Source organism: Salinispora sp. CH2A1_6 (genome assembly GCF_056820975.1).
On the sequence record NZ_JBXEDG010000003.1, the window covers coordinates 1137406 to 1151315 of the forward strand.

General features: G+C 71.2%; 17 protein-coding genes. 13 read left to right on the forward strand and 4 right to left on the reverse strand.

Translation table 11 applies throughout. The features are described 5' to 3' along the window. Positions 1 to 4: 4 nt before the first annotated feature. Positions 5 to 832: a DUF2567 domain-containing protein gene (locus AC1UKG_RS10240; protein ID WP_018813687.1), complete on the forward strand. Its 828-nt coding sequence runs from the start codon at positions 5 to 7 to the stop codon at positions 830 to 832. Here the strand turns inward: AC1UKG_RS10240 and AC1UKG_RS10245 are convergent. Then, positions 747 to 1445: an LON peptidase substrate-binding domain-containing protein gene (locus tag AC1UKG_RS10245; RefSeq protein WP_018742808.1), complete on the reverse strand. Its 699-nt coding sequence runs from the start codon at positions 1443 to 1445 to the stop codon at positions 747 to 749. The genes AC1UKG_RS10240 and AC1UKG_RS10245 overlap by 86 nt on opposite strands. A 107-nt stretch (positions 1446 to 1552) precedes the next feature. On the opposite strand from AC1UKG_RS10245, the gene hisD reads away from it, so the two are divergent. From hisD to hisF, 10 genes are all read left to right on the forward strand, one after another. Beyond that, positions 1553 to 2875 carry a histidinol dehydrogenase gene (hisD, locus tag AC1UKG_RS10250; RefSeq protein ID WP_018813686.1) on the forward strand — a complete coding sequence of 441 codons (1323 nt, stop codon included), beginning with the start codon at positions 1553 to 1555 and terminating at the stop codon, positions 2873 to 2875. Beyond that, positions 2872 to 3948, forward strand: a complete 1077-nt coding sequence (locus tag AC1UKG_RS10255; RefSeq protein ID WP_018742806.1) for a histidinol-phosphate transaminase — start codon at positions 2872 to 2874, stop codon at positions 3946 to 3948. Before hisD ends, AC1UKG_RS10255 begins: the two co-directional genes overlap by 4 nt. Next, positions 3945 to 4556, forward strand: a complete 612-nt coding sequence (gene hisB, locus AC1UKG_RS10260) for an imidazoleglycerol-phosphate dehydratase HisB (protein ID WP_018742805.1) — start codon at positions 3945 to 3947, stop codon at positions 4554 to 4556. Before AC1UKG_RS10255 ends, hisB begins: the two co-directional genes overlap by 4 nt. 31 nt (positions 4557 to 4587) lie before the next feature. Continuing rightward, positions 4588 to 4761, forward strand: a complete 174-nt coding sequence (locus AC1UKG_RS10265) for a hypothetical protein (RefSeq protein WP_018730760.1) — start codon at positions 4588 to 4590, stop codon at positions 4759 to 4761. Then, positions 4758 to 5423, forward strand: coding sequence for an imidazole glycerol phosphate synthase subunit HisH (hisH, locus tag AC1UKG_RS10270; RefSeq protein ID WP_482642683.1), 666 nt, complete (start codon positions 4758 to 4760; stop codon positions 5421 to 5423). The genes AC1UKG_RS10265 and hisH overlap by 4 nt, the downstream gene beginning before the upstream one ends. Further along, positions 5420 to 5743, forward strand: a complete 324-nt coding sequence (locus AC1UKG_RS10275; RefSeq protein WP_018813685.1) for a hypothetical protein — start codon at positions 5420 to 5422, stop codon at positions 5741 to 5743. The genes hisH and AC1UKG_RS10275 overlap by 4 nt, the downstream gene beginning before the upstream one ends. 16 nt (positions 5744 to 5759) lie before the next feature. Continuing rightward, positions 5760 to 6485, forward strand: a complete 726-nt coding sequence (gene priA, locus AC1UKG_RS10280; protein WP_018742801.1) for a bifunctional 1-(5-phosphoribosyl)-5-((5-phosphoribosylamino)methylideneamino)imidazole-4-carboxamide isomerase/phosphoribosylanthranilate isomerase PriA — start codon at positions 5760 to 5762, stop codon at positions 6483 to 6485. Between the two features lie 152 nt (positions 6486 to 6637). Beyond that, positions 6638 to 7087 (forward strand): MarR family transcriptional regulator, encoded by a 450-nt coding sequence (locus tag AC1UKG_RS10285; protein ID WP_018742800.1) that lies wholly within the window; start codon positions 6638 to 6640, stop codon positions 7085 to 7087. Between the two features lie 5 nt (positions 7088 to 7092). Beyond that, the gene (locus tag AC1UKG_RS10290; protein WP_482642684.1) at positions 7093 to 8097 is read left to right on the forward strand and encodes an NADP-dependent oxidoreductase; all 1005 of its coding nucleotides are present in this window, start codon (positions 7093 to 7095) and stop codon (positions 8095 to 8097) included. 110 nt (positions 8098 to 8207) lie between these two features. Next, positions 8208 to 8972 carry an imidazole glycerol phosphate synthase subunit HisF gene (gene hisF, locus AC1UKG_RS10295; protein WP_018813682.1) on the forward strand — a complete coding sequence of 255 codons (765 nt, stop codon included), beginning with the start codon at positions 8208 to 8210 and terminating at the stop codon, positions 8970 to 8972. A 34-nt stretch (positions 8973 to 9006) separates the two neighbouring features. Here hisF and AC1UKG_RS10300 read toward each other — a convergent pair whose 3' ends face one another. Together AC1UKG_RS10300 and yczE are read right to left on the reverse strand one after the other, a co-directional pair. After that, on the reverse strand, positions 9007 to 9468 hold the full coding sequence (locus tag AC1UKG_RS10300; protein ID WP_018742797.1) for a hypothetical protein: 462 nt from the start codon (positions 9466 to 9468) through the stop codon (positions 9007 to 9009). A 143-nt stretch (positions 9469 to 9611) separates the two neighbouring features. Further along, complete coding sequence (gene yczE / locus AC1UKG_RS10305; RefSeq protein WP_018742796.1) at positions 9612 to 10253, reverse strand: membrane protein YczE; 642 nt, start codon at positions 10251 to 10253, stop codon at positions 9612 to 9614. A gap of 61 nt (positions 10254 to 10314) precedes the next feature. On the opposite strand from yczE, the gene yczR reads away from it, so the two are divergent. Further along, on the forward strand, positions 10315 to 11772 hold the full coding sequence (gene yczR, locus AC1UKG_RS10310) for a MocR-like transcription factor YczR (RefSeq protein WP_026271225.1): 1458 nt from the start codon (positions 10315 to 10317) through the stop codon (positions 11770 to 11772). Between the two features lie 58 nt (positions 11773 to 11830). Next, positions 11831 to 13138 (forward strand): low temperature requirement protein A, encoded by a 1308-nt coding sequence (locus AC1UKG_RS10315; protein ID WP_018742794.1) that lies wholly within the window; start codon positions 11831 to 11833, stop codon positions 13136 to 13138. Between the two features lie 96 nt (positions 13139 to 13234). Here the strand turns inward: AC1UKG_RS10315 and AC1UKG_RS10320 are convergent, their stop codons facing one another. After that, complete coding sequence (locus AC1UKG_RS10320; protein WP_018742793.1) at positions 13235 to 13864, reverse strand: TIGR03085 family metal-binding protein; 630 nt, start codon at positions 13862 to 13864, stop codon at positions 13235 to 13237. Positions 13865 to 13910 lie beyond the last annotated feature (46 nt).

Here is a 13910-nt window from a genome sequence, read left to right on the forward strand (position 1 = left end):
CCGGGTGAGTGCGGACACCCCCGACCCCGACCGGCCCAGTTCCGGGGCCGTACCGCCGTACGGCGAAGCGCCGGGCGATGGCCCCGTTTCGCCGTACCCGGATCGTGCTTCGGCCGTCGGACCGGTGCCGCCCGCCTCGCTGACCTGGTATGGGGCGCCGTCCGTTGCCGCGGTGCCGCGGCAACGGCTCCGGCCGCAGCTCGGGCGGGCGGCGGCGGGAGTGTTCGGGGTGATGCTGCTCGGTGTCCCGCTGGGGTTGCTCTGGGCCACGCTGGCCCCCGACACTCCGGTGGTGCAGACCGCGTCGGGTCCGGTCTACGGCGAGTCACAGCCGGAGCAGCCGATCGCCGCCGACGGTTGGTTCAGCCTGCTCGGTCTCGGCTTCGGCGTCCTGGTCGCGGTCGGCCTCTGGTTCCTGCTGCGCCGCTCCCGGGGTCCGATCGGACTGGCTGCCGCCGTGCTCGGGTCGCTGGGCGCGGCGCTGGTCGCCTGGCAGGTCGGCCAACGGGTCGGGCTGGCGACCTTCGAGCACCTGTTGGCGACCGCCGCGGAGGGGCAGAGCTTCGGACACCCCGCGCAACTGCGGGCCGGGGGAGTGGAGTGGGTGGGTCTACTGCCGGTGCCGTACGGCAACGTGCTGCTGCCCGCGTTTGGTGCGGCGGTCGGCTACACCCTGCTGGCGGGCTGGTCCCGTTGGCCGTCGTTGCGCCCGGAGCCGACCCCCGACTGGTCGACCGGGCCGGGTGTCAGTTGGGGGTCGGCGGAGACGCCAACTCCTTCAGCGGCACCGGAACCGCCCGGACCTGACGCAGCAGCGCCGCCTCGCGGGTGAGCAGCCGCAGCTCGGCACGGAGCCGGGCCGCGGTGTCGTCGATGGCGAGCAACCGCTGCCGGTCGGCGAGGGTCAGCGCGGCCGTCGCGGCGACCAGGTGCGACAGGACCGTCGGATCCTCGGGGAGTTGCTCCGATGCCTCCCCCGGGTCAGCGCGGATCAGGCCCAGATACTGCCGGAAGACCGCGGTCACCTGAGCCGACAGCTCCCCGGCCTCGTCCTGGGGGTGCGGCTCGGTCAACCACTGGACCTCGGCGGTCAGGTAGGGCGCGCTGGCCCGGTCGACGCTGTCAATCCGGAACCGTTGCCGACCCACGGTGACGATGTCGTAGCCCCCGTCCGGCAGCTCGGTCACCTGTCGCAGCTCGGCGGTGCAGCCCACCTCGTGCAGCGTGACGTCGTCGTCGGGCAACGGACGGCCGTCCGGCGCGGTGGGAGCGACCTCCCAACCGGTCCGGATCGCCACCACGCCGAACTCGCGTGGGCGCTGCTCCGGCAGGGTGAGTAGGTGGCGTACCAGTGCGCGGTATCGGTCTTCGAAGATGTGTAGCGGCAGCACCAGACCGGGGAAGAGAACGGTCCCGAGCGGGAACACCGGCAGCCGCGCAGTCACGGGTCGAGGGTAGCCCGATCCGGCTCCGGAGGGTGTGTCTCGGCTCATCGTCTCGCCGTGTGGGCGGTGCCGGTCAGTCCGGACCCGAGCCGCCTAGACTCGCAAGGGTGTTGCACCGGATCGATCTACGTGGCGGGGTTCGTGACCCGCGCCGCCTGCTGCCCCGTGCCCGGCTCGACGTCTCCGCGGCGGTCGAGCGGATTCGCCCGCTCGTGGCGGAGGTACGGGAGCATGGCTACCCGGCGATCCGGGCGGCGAGCGAGCGGTTCGACGGAGTCTCGCCGGAGGTGCTGCGGGTCCCGGTGGAGGTGATCGCCGAGGCCGAGGGGAAGCTCGACCCGCAGGTCCGCGCCGCGTTGTTGGAGTCGATCGCCCGGGCCCGCCGGGTGCACGCCGCGCAGCGTCGCAGCGACCACACCACGCAGGTCGTACCGGGTGGCACGGTCACCGAGCGTTGGGTGCCGGTTGATCGGGTCGGGCTCTATGTGCCCGGTGGCCTGGCGATGTACCCGTCAACGGTGGTCATGAACGTGGTGCCCGCGCAGGAGGCCGGGGTGCGTTCGTTGGTCGTGGCCAGTCCACCGCGTAGGGACAACGGCGGGTTGCCCGACCAGCGGGTGCTCGCGGCCTGCGCACTGCTTGGGGTGACCGAGGTGTACGCCGTCGGCGGCGCGCAGGCGGTGGCGATGCTCGCCTACGGCAGCTCGGTTGACCCCGACCGCACCGACTTCTGTGCGCCGGTTGACCTGATCACCGGCCCGGGCAACATCTGGGTCACCGCCGCCAAGCGGTTGCTGCGGGGCGTGGTCGGTATTGACGCCGAGGCCGGCCCCACCGAGATCGCGATCTTGGCCGACCACACCGCCGATCCGGTGCACGTGGCCGCCGATCTGATCAGCCAGGCCGAGCACGACCCGCTCGCGGCGAGCGTGCTGGTCACACCGTCGGTGGAGCTGGCCGACGCGGTGGACCAGGAGCTGGCCCGGCAGGTAGCGGCGACCCGGCACACCGAGCGGATCGGCACCGCGCTCACCGGAGAGCAGAGCGGCGTCGTCCTCGTCGCGGACCTGGCGGCCGGGCTGCGGGTGGTGGACGCCTACGCGGCCGAGCATCTGGAGATCCAGACCGAGAATGCCCGCGAGTGGGCGCTGCGGGTGCGCAACGCCGGGGCGATCTTCGTCGGTGCCTGGTCGCCGGTGTCGCTCGGCGACTATTGCGCCGGCTCCAACCATGTGCTCCCTACCGGGGGTTGCGCCCGGCACTCGTCGGGCCTGTCGGTGCAGTCCTTTCTGCGTGGTGTCCACCTGGTGGAGTACACGCAGGACGCGCTACGGGACGTGGCGCCGCACGTGGTCGCCCTGGCGACGGTGGAGGACCTGCCGGCACACGGCCAGGCGGTCACCGTGCGGCTGCCGGAGGGAGCATCGTGACCGGCCTGGACGATCTGCCGATCCGGGCGGACCTACGCGGGCTGACCCCGTACGGGGCGCCGCAGCTGGACGTGTCGGTTCGGTTGAACACGAACGAGAACTCGTACCCGGTGCCGGATGCGGTGGCCGAGACGATCGGTCGGGCGATCGCCGCCGAGCTGCGGGACCTCAACCGGTACCCGGACCGGGACGCGGTGGCGCTCCGGGGCGACTTGGCGGCGTACCTGGGTGCCGGGTTCAATCTTGATCAAATATGGGCAGCCAACGGCTCCAACGAGGTCCACCAGCAACTGCTCCAGGTTTTCGGCGGGCCGGGGCGGACCGCGCTCGGTTTCCTGCCGGCGTACTCGATGCATCCGCTGCTGGCGCTCGGCACCGGTACCCGGTGGGCGCCGGCCCGGCGCGGCGTCGACTTCGGGCTGACCGTCGCCGAGGCGGTGGCGCAGGTCCGTGAGCACCGTCCGGATGTGGTCTTTCTCTGCTCGCCGAACAACCCCACCGGCACTGTCCTGGACCTGGCCGTGGTCACGGCGGTGCTGGCCGAGGCGCCGGGGATGGTGGTGGTTGACGAGGCGTACGCGGAGTTCGCCCGGGCCGGCACGGTCAGTGCCCTGTCGCTGTTGCGTGACCACCCCCGGCTGGTGGTGACCCGTACGATGAGCAAGGCGTTCGGGTTCGCCGGGGGGCGGCTGGGCTACCTGGCCGCCGACCCGGCGGTGGTGGCGGCCGTGCAACTCGTCCGGCTGCCCTACCACCTGTCCACGCTGACTCAGGCGGCGGCGCGGGCCGCCCTGGCGCATCGCGACGAGCTGCTGAGCACCGTCTCGGCGATCAAGGTGCAGCGGGATCGGATCGTGACCGAGCTCCGTGCCCGCGGCCACCGGGTCGCCGACAGCGACGCCAATTTCGTGTTGTTCGAGGTCGGTGGGGACCAGCGCGCCGCATGGCAGGTCCTGCTCGACGCCGGGGTCCTGGTTCGTGATGTCGGCCTGCCCGGCTGGTTGCGGGTCACTGCCGGCACCCCCGCCGAGACCGATGCCTTCCTGATCGCAGTGGAGAAGCTTTCGTCATGAGTCGTACCGCCCGGGTCGAGCGGGTCACCAAGGAAACCAAGGTTCTCGTCGAGGTTGACCTCGACGGTAGCGGCAAGGCCGATATCGAGACCGGTGTCGGCTTCTATGACCACATGCTGCACCAGATCGCCCGGCACGGCGGGTTTGACCTCACCGTGCACACCGTCGGTGATCTCCACATCGACGCACATCACACGATGGAGGACACGGCGTTGGCGCTGGGCGCCGCGGTTGATCGCGCGCTGGGTGACCGGGCCGGCATCCAGCGGTACGGCTCGGCTACGGTTCCGATGGACGAGGTGTTGGTCCGGGCCGCCGTTGACCTCTCGGGTCGGCCGTATGTCGTGCACGACGAGCCGTCGCTCGCCCCGTACATCGGACCGGTCTACCCGACCAGCATGACCCGACACATCTGGGAATCCTTCGGCCAGTCGGCCCGGGTGACGCTGCACGTCGACGTGCTGCGAGCGGCCCGGCCGGGCGGGCACCCGGACGCCCACCACGTGGTGGAGGCCCAGTTCAAGGCGGTGTCCCGGGCGTTGCGCGAGGCGACAGCCGTGGACCCGCGGTTCGCCGACGTGGTGCCCAGCACGAAGGGGAGACTGTGAGGGCCGTGGTCGTGGGTGGAGGGTGGCGCTGATGGGTGGGGTGCTACCGATCCTGCTGCTGATTCTGGCTGGGGTGCTGGTCGGCGGGGCGCTCTCGTTGCATCGGCAGGGGGTGCCGCGTGGTGTGGTGCTCACCACCGCGGCGCTGGCCATGTTGGCGGCGGTGGCCGGGGGCCTGTGGTTGCTGCCGGGGGAGGGTTCGTGAGCAGGGTTGTGGTGCTGGACTACGGGTCGGGGAATCTTCGCTCCGTGGAGCGGGCCCTCGCGGCGGTCGGCGCGGAGGTGACGGTGACCGACGACCTGGCCGCTGCTGCTGATGCGGACGGTCTGGTGGTTCCCGGCGTCGGGGCTTTCGCCGCCTGCATGGCAGGGATAGCGGCGCTGGGCGCCGGTCCGGTGATTGTCGAGCGGGTCGCCGCCGGCCGTCCGGTGCTCGGCATCTGCGTCGGCATGCAGGTGCTCTTCGAGCGCGGCGCCGAGCACGGTGTGGTGACCAATGGTCTTGGCCTGCTGCCCGGACAGGTGGGTCAACTCCCCGCTGTGCGGCTGCCGCACATGGGCTGGAACACGGTCTCGCCGCCGGCCGATTCGGTGCTCTTCGCCGGCTTGGCCTCGAGCCGGTTCTATTTTGTCCATTCATACGCGGCGGACGGGGTGGCCCCGCTGGCCGCTGCCGGCGTTGCCGTGACCACCGCCCACCACGGGGCGGAGTTCGTGGCGGCTGTGGAGCGGGGCCCACTCAGCGCCGTCCAGTTCCATCCGGAGAAGTCCGCCGACACGGGGGCCGCGCTGCTGCGGAACTGGTTGCGCACACTTTCGTCGCGCGCCCAGCCGGCGACCGGCCACTCTGCTGGGGGGCGTCGGTGAGCAAGGAACGGGCGCGGCGTCGGGCTGCTCGGGAGGCGGAGGCGGCGCAGCGGCGGGCGGCGCGGCAGCGGCAGCTCGCCCGGCAGGCCCAGCGGCGCGCACTGCTTCGTCGGCTGACCCCGACGGTACGCCGGGGGCGGGTCGGCCGGCTGCCCCGGCGAACCCGCGGCGAGCGCGCCGCGATCGTGTTGTCGACGGTGGCCGTGGTCCTGCTGATCTGGACCCTAGTAGATGATCTTGCGTTGCGGTTCGGGCTGGTCGCGCTCCTGCTGCTCGTACTGCCGGCGATCGTGGTGATCGCCTTGGACCGTCGTTCCTGATCCGAGGAGATTTTCTGTGAGCCTCACCCTGTTGCCCGCTGTTGATGTCGCTGACGGGCAAGCGGTCCGGTTGGTGCAGGGCGCCGCCGGTAGCGAGACCAGCTACGGTGATCCCTTCGATGCCGCGTTGGCCTGGCAGCGCGACGGGGCGGAGTGGATTCACCTGGTTGACCTGGATGCGGCCTTCGGTCGGGGCTCCAACGCGGAGTTGCTCGCCGACGTGGTGCGTCGTCTGGATGTGCGGGTGGAGCTCTCCGGCGGAGTCCGGGACGATACGTCGTTACGGGCCGCGCTGGCGACCGGGGCCGCTCGGGTCAATATCGGCACCGCCGCGCTGGAGGATCCCGAGTGGTGCGATCGGGTCTGCGGCGAGTACGGCGACCGGGTGGCGATCGGCCTCGACGTGCGAGGGCAGACCCTGTCCGCTCGGGGCTGGACCCGAGACGGCGGCGATCTGTGGGAGGTGCTGGCGCGGCTGGACCGGGCCGGCGCGTCCCGGTACGTGGTTACCGACATCACCAAGGACGGCACGATGCGGGGGCCGAACCTGGGGCTGCTCCGTGAGGTCTGTGCCCGCACCAGCGCTCCGGTGATCGCGTCCGGTGGTGTCTCGACCCTGGCCGACCTGCGTGCGCTGGCTGCCCTGGAGTCGGTCGGGGTGGAGGGGGTAATCGCCGGCAAGGCGCTCTATGCGGGTGCCTTCACCGTGGCCGAGGCGTTGCGGACCCTGGCCGACGCCTGATCTCTCACCGGCGTCCTTGCCGCGTGGCCGCCCCGCCGGCAGTGTTGGCCGGCGGGGTGTGTTGTCCCCTCGTGCCGGTGGTTGCGGAGCCAGGAGGACGCGTAGCCCACAGTTTAGTTGTGCACAACTAAACTGTGGGCTACGCTTTTCTGGTGACCGATGATCTGGTGCTGCGGCGGCAGGTGTGCTTCGCGCTCTATACCGCCTCACGCGCCATGGCCGATGTCTACCGGCCCATCCTCGCCGAGTTCGGGGTGACCTATCCGCAGTATCTCGTGCTGCTGGTGCTTTGGGAGGGCGAGCAGGAGCAGCCGCCGACGGTCTCTGGCCTCGGCGCCCGGCTGCGGCTGGACTCCGGAACGCTCTCCCCACTGCTCAAGCGGCTGGAGGCGGCGGGCCTGGTGGTCCGGCGGCGGTCGGCGGCCGATGAACGACGGGTGGCGGTGGAGCTGACTCCGGCGGGGCGGGCCCTGCGTGGGCGCATGGCCGACGTTCCCCGCCAACTGGCCCAGGCGACCGGGCTCAGTGCTGACGATCTCGTCGTCCTGCGCGACACCCTCACGCGGATCACCAGAACGATCCACCAACACAAGGAGCAGTAGTGACCATGAGCAAGACCGCCAACCGTGAGATCCAGCTAGCCTCGCGGCCGCAGGGTTGGCCGACCGAGGAGAACTTCCGGTTGGTCTCCACCGAGATCCCCACTCCGGGCCCGGGGCAGATCGTCGTTCGCAACACCTTTATCTCCGTCGATCCGTACATGCGGGGGCGGATGAATGATGTTGCCTCCTACGTCCCGCCGTTCGCGCTGGACGCGCCGCTCGACGGCGGGGCGGTCGGCGAGGTGGTGGCGAGTGAGGCCGACGGCTTCGCCCTCGGCGACACGGTGCTCCACGGGCTCGGCTGGCGGGAGTACGCGCTGCTGGACGCAGCGACCGTCCGGAAGGTCGACCCTGCCCTCGCCCCGGTCAGCACGTACCTCGGCGTATTGGGAATGACCGGGCTTACCGCCTACGCCGGATTGCTCGAGGTCGCCACCATGCAGCCCGGGGAGACCGTCTTCGTCTCCGGGGCGGCTGGCGCGGTGGGGAGCATGGTCGGCCAGATCGCCAAGCTTCGCGGGGCCGGCCGGGTGGTCGGCAGCGCCGGCTCGCCGGCCAAGGTTGAGCGGCTGCAGGCGCTCGGTTTCGACGTCGCCTTCGACTATCACGACGGCCCGGTGCGGGAGTCGCTGCACTCCGCCGCGCCGGAGGGGATCGACGTCTACTTCGACAACGTGGGCGGCGAGCACCTGGAGGCGGCGATCGGCGCGATGCGGCCGAACGGCCGGGCCGCGATCTGCGGGATGATCGCGCAGTACAACGCGACCGAGCCGCCAGCCGCTCCGCGCAACCTGGCGATGATCATCAGCAAGCGGCTCACCCTGCGCGGCTTCATCGTCTCCGACTACGGAAAGCTGGGCGAGCAGTTCGCGCAGGAGGTCGGCGGCTGGCTCCGCGACGGGAAGCTCAGCTACGACGAGACGATCATCGACGGCATCGAGAACGCTCCGGCGGCCTTCCTGGGCCTGCTCCGCGGCGAGAACCTCGGCAAGATGCTGGTCCGGGTGTGAGCAGGGAACCCGCCTCGCCTCGGCGGTAGGGACGTAGCTGGTCCAACGCGATCCCCCGGTGGCGCCGCACACGGTGACCGCCGGCGGATCGCGTTGGCTAGGCTGAGGACATGTCCGTGGCCGTACGTGTGATTCCCTGTCTCGACGTGGATGCCGGGCGGGTGGTCAAGGGCGTCAACTTCCTCAACCTGCGGGACGCGGGCGATCCGGTGGAACGGGCTGCGGCGTACCACCGGGCCGGCGCTGACGAGCTGACCTTCCTGGATGTCACCGCCTCGGTGAGCGACCGCGGCACGATGCTGGACGTGGTCCGCCGGACCGCGGAGTCAGTCTTTATTCCGCTCACCGTTGGTGGCGGGGTGCGGCAGGTCAGTGACGTTGACGCGTTGCTGCGCGCGGGGGCGGACAAGGTCGGCGTGAACACCGCCGCGATCACCCGCCCCGAGCTGATCGCTGAGATCGCGGAGCAGTTCGGCCGGCAGGTGCTGGTGCTCTCCCTCGATGTGCGGCGCGCCTCCTCCGCCACCACCAGCGGGTTCGAGGTGACCACGCACGGCGGCCGGCGTGGTACCGGCATCGACGCCATCGACTGGGCGCGGCGCGGCGCCGAGCTGGGCGCGGGTGAGCTTCTGCTCAACTCGATGGATGCGGATGGCACCAAGGCCGGTTTTGACCTGGAGTTGATCCGCACGGTGCGGGCGGTGGTCAACGTGCCGGTGGTCGCCAGTGGGGGCGCGGGCGAGGCGACTCACTTCCCGCCGGCGGTTGACGCCGGTGCCGACGCGGTGCTCGCCGCGAGTGTTTTCCATTTCGGCCAGCTCACCGTCGGCGACGTCAAGGACATGCTTCGCGAGGGCGGTCACCCGGTTCGCTGACCCGCCTCGTCGGCCAGCGGGCGGGCCGGGCCGGTCAGTCCCGGCGGGCGTGGCTCTTGGGGGACCGTCGCGGTGACGGGATGGAGCGGACCGCGTACTCCTGGACTGCCGCCGCGTGCTCGGCCTCGTCCAGATGCCAGTCCGCATCGCCCGGGGTGTGCTGACGGCTCAACGCGCCCTGCACGGTGTCGACCGTGGTGGCCAGGCCGGCGTGCGGGCGGGTGCGCCAGAGCCGTTCTCCCTCCGGCGTGATCCGGAACCAGCCGTCGGTGACGCTGACCAGGCCACTGCCGGCCAACCGACGGATCGCGACCTCGACCTCCTGCCGTTCGGGGAGCGCGCGGTTGAGGTGGTCGGCGGTGGAGAGAACGTCGGCGAGACGGACTCCCAGGGGCCGCCGGCTGGACGCTGCGCGACGATGCCGGCCGGCGCCGTTTGCGATCACCAGCGATACGAAGATCCAAGCGTCCGTCCACTGCCACTGTCTCTCCCCCATGGCCAGATTGTGCCGATCCCGCGCCGGAAAGGAAACACCTCCTCCCATTGGACTACAACGGGTCGTCCTTTGCGTCGCTAGCGGTGAGCCGGACAGCCGCCGGGGGGTCGGCGGGACGGGGACGGTGCGCGGGAGCACACGGCTCAACCGGGAGCCGGGACTGGGGTGGGGTTGGGCGGAGGAGGGACCGTCACGTGGGGCAGCACGAACTGGGTCAGCGGGCCGATGGTCAGGGCATACGCCACCGTGCCGGGGCCGACCGCGCCGCCGAGCAGCCAGCCCAGCCCCAGTACGGCGACCTCGATGGTGGTGCGGACGAGCCGGATCGAGAATCGTGGCCGGCGGGCGACGAAGCCGGTCATCAGGCCGTCGCGGGGGCCGGGTCCGAGCCGGGAGCCGAGATAGAGTCCGCTCGCCGTGCCGTTGGCGACGATCCCGCCGACGAGTAGGGCGGTTCGGGTGGCGAGCGGCAGGTCCGCCGGTAGTAGGGCGAGGGTGGCGTCCACCACGAGCCCGACCACCACCACATTGCTGACCGTGCCGAGGCCCGGCCGCTGCCGTAGCGGGATCCACAGCAGCAGCACCAGCGCCCCGACCGCGATGGTCACCGTGCCGAAGGAGAGCCCGGTGTGCCCGGCGATCCCTTGGTGGAAGACGTCCCAGGGGTCCAGGCCGAGGCCGGAGCGGATCAACAGGGCCATGCTCACGCCGTAGAGGCCGAGTCCAGCGTAGAGCTGGGTCAGCCGTCGCGCGGGCCGGTAGCTGAGATTGCCAATCTGTTGCACGCATGCCAATCTAGTAACCAATCAGGCAACCAGTAGAGCCAATTTCGGTGGAGTGGCCCCCATGGCGAGTCAGATACGCGGAAACCAGTTAGCCCGGCTGCTCGGCCAGTGGCATGCGCTCCCCGGTCGCCGACGTAGCCCCGACTACGTGGCGCTGGCCGCGGCCATCCGGGGGCTGCTCGCCGATGGGCGGCTCTCGCTGGGCGTTCGTCTGCCGGCCGAGCGGGAGCTGGCGGAGGCGCTGCGGATCAGCCGGACCACGGTCACCGCGGCCTACCGGGAGCTTCGCGACAGTGGTCACCTCGCCAGCCGACGCGGCGCTGGCAGCTGGACCATGCTCCCCGGCAACCATCGGATGGCGGGGAGTGGCCTCTGGACCCCGCTCGACGACCGCGAGATGCTTGATCTTGGAGTTGCGGCCCTTGCCGCCCCGCCCGAGCTGCTGCCCGCCGCCCAGGCGGCCGCCGCTGACCTGCCCCGCTACCTGGGTGGGGCGGGCTACCACCCGACCGGTATCAGCGAACTGCGGGAGGCCATCGCCCGCACGTACGACGAACGGGGCCTACCCACCTCACCCGAGCAGGTCATGGTCACCAATGGCACCCAACACGCCCTGGACCTGGTGCTCCGTCTCACGCACAGTCCGGGCGGCAGCGTCTTGGTGGAGGCGCCCAGCTACCCGAACGCCCTGGCCGCGCTGCACGCCCGGCGGGCCCGCATCAGCACTCACGGCCTCGCCCCGGATGCCCTCGGCTGGGACGCTGACCTCCTGCTTGGCGCCCTCCGCCAGGGGCGACCCAAGCTGGCCTACCTGATCCCGGACTTTCAGAACCCGACCGGACACCTGATGTCGGCCCAGCTGCGGGAAAGGCTGGTCGCCACCGCTCACGCCGTCGGCTCCGAACTCGTGATCGATGAGTCGTTCGTGGACCTGTCCCTGGCCGGCGGGGTGATGCCCCCGCCCACGGCCAGCTTCGACCGACACTCCCGGGTGCTCACGGTCGGGGGGATGAGTAAGGCGTACTGGGGCGGGCTGCGGATCGGCTGGATCCGTGCGTCCGCGCCGCAGGTGCAGCGGCTCGCCGCCGTCCGGGTCGGGGTGGACATGGCGAGTCCGGTGCTGGACCAACTGGTCGCCGTCCACCTACTGGCGCAGGGACCGGCGATCGTGGCCGCCCGGCGAGTCCAGCTCACCTCCCAGCGGGACGTCCTGCTCGGTGCCCTCGCCGAGCGCCTGCCCGAGTGGCGGGTGACCGTGCCGCACGGCGGAGTCAACCTCTGGGCGGAGCTCGACGGTCCGATCTCCAGCGCACTCGCCCGCGCCGCCGAACAGGTGGGCGTGCGCCTCGCCCCCGGCCCCCGGTTCGGTCTGGACGGGACGCTGGAGCGTTTCCTACGGTTGCCGTTCACCCTGCCCGAGGTCGATCTGGTGGAGGCGGTCGACCGGATCGCCGCCGTCCGCTACGACCTGGACCGCGCCGGCCGGCCGCAGTGGTCGGAGCCCGCCGTCATCGCCTGATCGTGCAGCGCTGGCGGAAGCCACCCGCAGCGGCCGGTCCCGCTGGGAAACTGGTCGGGTGGAGCGCGAGAACCGGGTCCGCTGGTCGCCGGCGGTTCGGCCGGGAGCGCCCGGCTCCCGGACCACGCGGCTCGAGCTCTTCTACGATCTGGTCTTCGTCTTCGCGTTTCTCAACGTCACCGAGCTGGCCGCCACCGACCTCAGCGTGCCCGTCCTCCTGCGGTCGCTGCTGGTGCTGGCGTTGCTCTGGTGGTGCTGGGTGGGCTTCGCCGCCCTCGGCAACGTGGTCCGCGTTGATCAGGGCAGCGTCCCGCTGGTCGGGTTCGTCACCACGGCCGCGGTCTTCGTGCTCGCGCTGAGTAGCCCGTCGGCGTTCGTGGCGATACCCGAGGGCCTGGCCGGCCCGCTGCTCTTCGCGGCCTGCTACTGCCTCGTGCGGCTGCTCCAGGTGGGTGTCTTCGGCTGGGTGGCGCGGTCAAACCCGAAATTGCGTCGGCGCTGGCTCCTGCTGCTCGCGCCGGCGCTGACCGCCAGCGCCCTGTTGGTCGCCGCTGCGCTGGTGCCGCAGCACCTCGCCGAGGGGGATGCCGAGCGGCTGCTCCGGCTCACGTTCTGGATCGCCGCGATCGTCGTCGAGTACGGCGCCGGCCTGGGTGTGCGGGGGACGGTGACCTCCGCCGCGCACTGGGCGGAGCGGTACGGCCTGATCGTGTTGATCGCCTTGGGGGAGTCGATCATTTCGTTGGGGCTCGGGCCGAACCTGGCCGCCGACCGCCTGCCGTTGACCGCGCCGGTCGTGCTGGCGGCGGTGGTGGGTATCGCCGTTATCGCCGTGCTGTGGTGGGCGTACTTCGACAGTCTCGCGGTCGGGATGGAGCACGCCCTGTACCGGACCCAGGACCCGGATGCACGGCGCAGACTAGCCCGCTACGCCTACACCTACCTACATCTGCCGCTGGTGGCGGGGATCATCCTGTTCGCCCTAGCCCTGAAGCGGCTGCTGCATGACCTGGCGGATCCACAGACGCCGGCCTGGGGGGTGCCCCTGCCGGTCATTGAGGCGCTGAGCCTCTACGGCGGTGTGATCATTTACTTGGTCACCCTGATCGCGTTGGGCGCCGTGGCGCCCCGCAAACTCCGCTGGCCGCCGGTCACCGCGGTCGCGCTGCTCCTCCCGCTGATTCCGTTGTCCCACCGGCTGCCGGGTCTGCTCGCCCTGGTGTTGCTGTCGGCGGTGTGCCTGTTGCTGTTGATCGTGCAGTACGTCGTGGACGCGTCGAACCGGCATCAGATCCGGGAGACGGCGTTGCGGGAACAGCTGGCGACCGAGGCCAAACAGGATGAGTGGCGCGACCGGAACCTGTGACCACTCCCGTATCGCCACCCGGAGGGCCGGAGATGTCGCAAGTCCGACCGGGTCGGGTGCGGCGGTGCGGTGGAACTTTTCGAACCTGCGGGCGCTTCACAGCCCCAACTGGGCGTCGCGCAGTCGGTCGGCCGGGCCCGACGGGCCGTCGATCTGCACCCGCGCCGCCCGTTGCCGTCCGCTCAGGAAGAGCACCAACTCACTGGGGGCACCCACCAACCGGAGCTGCTCGCCGCCCCGACCGGCGGCTCGCTGCCCGTACCCCGGGGCCTGGACCAGCACCTCGGCGGGGAAGCGGCGCAGCGTCAGCCGGGCCAGCCCCCTTGCCCGCTGCCACAGCGCCTGTTGCAGCCCCGCCGGCAGATCGCGGGGCTGCCAGTCGGCTTGTGCCCGGCGAACGTCCTCGTGGTGGATGAAGAATTCCATCGTGTTGGCCGCCTCGTCGAGCAGCGGATTGCTGATCGGGCTCCACACCGGCGGCCGACGTAGCTGGTCAATCAGCCGCTCCCAGGGGCGGGCGGCGAGCTGTCGGCGGACCCGCTCGGCGTACCTGCGTAGCGGCGGTAACAGAATGCCGCCGGCGGCGTCCGGGCGGCGTTCCCGAAGCACCAGGTGGGCGGCGAGGTCTCCGGTGGTCCACCCCGTGTTGAGGGTCGGTGCGTCCGGGCCCAGCGTCTGCATCAGCTCGGCGAGCGCTTCCCGCTCCGATCGGGCGTACTTCGGCATCCCATGATGGTAGGCCCATCACGTCCGAATGCCTCGGTCCCGCGGC

What these genes read in the sequence shown, in the direction of transcription:
- AC1UKG_RS10300 (WP_018742797.1), bottom strand. Translation starts at nt 9,468, where the DNA reads ATGGGGGAGAGACAGTGGCAGTGGACGGACGCTTGGATCTTCGTATCG.
- AC1UKG_RS10290 (WP_482642684.1), top strand. Translation starts at nt 7,093, where the DNA reads ATGAGCAAGACCGCCAACCGTGAGATCCAGCTAGCCTCGCGGCCGCAG.
- AC1UKG_RS10265 (WP_018730760.1), top strand. Translation starts at nt 4,588, where the DNA reads ATGGGTGGGGTGCTACCGATCCTGCTGCTGATTCTGGCTGGGGTGCTG.
- hisB (WP_018742805.1), top strand. Translation starts at nt 3,945, where the DNA reads ATGAGTCGTACCGCCCGGGTCGAGCGGGTCACCAAGGAAACCAAGGTT.
- hisF (WP_018813682.1), top strand. Translation starts at nt 8,208, where the DNA reads ATGTCCGTGGCCGTACGTGTGATTCCCTGTCTCGACGTGGATGCCGGG.
- yczR (WP_026271225.1), top strand. Translation starts at nt 10,315, where the DNA reads ATGGCGAGTCAGATACGCGGAAACCAGTTAGCCCGGCTGCTCGGCCAG.
- AC1UKG_RS10320 (WP_018742793.1), bottom strand. Translation starts at nt 13,864, where the DNA reads ATGCCGAAGTACGCCCGATCGGAGCGGGAAGCGCTCGCCGAGCTGATG.